Origin of the sequence: Variovorax boronicumulans (assembly GCF_029892485.1) — a bacterium.
GTDB lineage: Bacteria > Pseudomonadota > Gammaproteobacteria > Burkholderiales > Burkholderiaceae_C > Variovorax > Variovorax boronicumulans_B.
The window spans coordinates 1-2,145 of record NZ_JARXVG010000043.1; the positions used below are offsets into that span (position 1 = coordinate 1).

Annotated in this window: 2 protein-coding genes; both read right to left on the bottom strand. The window is 70.0% G+C overall.

What is annotated here, in order from left to right:
• On the bottom strand, window positions 1-1,397 hold a 1,397-nt coding region (locus tag M2282_RS30975; protein ID WP_280812597.1), incomplete at its 3' end, for an aldehyde dehydrogenase family protein.
• A gap of 25 nt (window positions 1,398-1,422) precedes the next feature.
• Window positions 1,423-2,145 (bottom strand): alpha/beta fold hydrolase (locus tag M2282_RS30980; protein ID WP_280812598.1); only part of this gene is annotated, 723 nt, incomplete at its 5' end.

The window sequence follows — 2,145 nt, forward strand, 5'->3', positions numbered from 1 at the left end:
GGCTCCAGGAATGCCTCCATGCCGAAGACGCCGAACTCCCTGCCGATGCCCGACTGCTTGACGCCGCCGAAGGGCGCGATCAGCTCGGGTGCGATGCGGTTCACCAGCACCGAGCCCGCGCCCAGCCGCGAAGCCACGCGCAACGCACGCTGCGGCTGCGAGGAGAACACGTAGGCCTGCAGGCCGTATGGCGAGTCGTTCGCGATGGCCACGGCTTCGTCCTCGTCGCCATAGCCGATCACCGAGAGCACGGGGCCGAAGATCTCCTCGCGCGCGATGTCCATGTCGTTGCGCACGCCGGCGAACACGGTCGGCCGCACGAACCAGCCCTTGTCGAAGCCCTCGGGCCGGCCCTGGCCGCCGGCCACGAGGGTTGCGCCCTCGGCCAGGCCGCGGCGGATGAAGTGCTGCACGCGCTCGAATTGCGCCTTGCTCGCGAGCGGCCCGACCGCCGTGGCGGGGTCGCGCGGATCGCCCACGCGCATGGCGGCTGCGGCGGCCCGCAGGTGCCCGATGGCCTCTTGCATGTGCGAGTTCGGGATCAGCAGGCGCGTGCCGGCCACGCAGGCCTGGCCGTTATTCATGAAGGCGGCGTTCAGCGCCATGGGCAGCACGGTGGCCAGGTCGGCGTCGTCCAGCACCACGGTGGCCGACTTGCCGGAAAGCGCGAGGCTCACGCGCTTCATGGTGTCCAGGCCCGCGCGCGCGATGAGCTTGCCGGTCTGTGTGGAACCGGTGAACGAGATCTTCGCGATTGCAGCGCTGGTGGAGATTTCATCGCCCACGTCGCCGCCGCGCCCGAGCAGCACGTTGACGGCACCGGCCGGAAGGCCCGCATCGTGCAGGGCCTCGGTCACCACCTGCGCCTGCAGCGGCCCCAGTTCGCTCGGCTTGACGACCGATGCGCAGCCCGCCGCAATGGCCGAAGCCAGCTTGCTGCAGATGCTGCCCGCGGCGCTGTTCCAGGGCGCGATGAGGCCGGCGACGCCGACCGGCTCCATCACCACTGTGGCATCGCCCATGCGACGTTCGAAGGCGTAGTCCTGCAGCACCTGTGCCGTGCTGGCGAAGCATTGCGAGGCGTAGTTGCTGACCCATTGCGAGCGCGCCAGCGGGCCGCCGTACTCCTCGATGGTGGCATCGCGGATCTGGTCGGTGCGCGCCAGCACGGCGGCTTCGAGGCGCCGGAGCATGTCGATGCGCTGCGCCCGGGTGCTGGCCGCCATGCCCGGCTGAGCCCGGTTCGCGGCGGCGATCGCCCGCCTGGCATCGTCGCGGTTCGCGAGCGTGACCGTGCCGATGACCTGCTCGGTCGCGGGATTGACGACGTCCAGCCGTTCGCTGCCCTGCACGGGCACGAAGGCGCCGTCGATGTAGGCCTGATGGATGTTCCACATGGTGCGTCTTCCTGTGCTTGTCGCCTTAGGCACGCGCCACGTCGATCACGGCCTTCGCGAAGGCCTCGGGTGCTTCCTGCGGCAGGTTGTGGCCGATGCCGCCGCTGACCAGCCGGTGCTCGTAGCGGCCCGAGAACTTCTTCGCGTAGGCGGCGGGTTCCGGGTGCGGCGCGCCGTTGGCGTCGCCTTCGAGCGTGATGGTCGGCACGCCGATCACCGGCGCCTTGGCCAGCCGGTCTTCCAGCGCCTGGTACTTCGCCTCGCCATCGGCCAGGCCCAGGCGCCAGCGGTAGTTGTGCACCGTGATGGCCACGTGGTCGGGGTTCTCGAACGCGACGGCGCTGCGATCGAAAGTGGCCGCATCGAAGTTCCACTTGGGCGATGCGATTTGCCAGATGAGCCTGGCGAAGTCGTGGCGGTATTTCTCGTAGCCCGCGCGGCCGCGCTCGGTCGCGAAGTAGTACTGGTACCACCATTGCAGCTCGGCCTGCGGCGGCAGCGGCGTCTTGCCGGCCTCCTGGCTGCCGATGAGGTAGCCGCTGACCGACACCAGCGCCTTGACGCGCTCGGGCCACAGCGCGGCCATGATGCACGCCGTGCGCGCGCCCCAGTCGCAGCCGGCCACCGTGGCGGCCTGGATCTTCAGCGCGTCCATCAGCGCGATGATGTCCACGGCGACCACCGACTGCTGGCCGTTGCGCGGCGTGTCGGCCGAGAGGAAGCGGGTGGTGCCGTAGCCGCGCAGGTA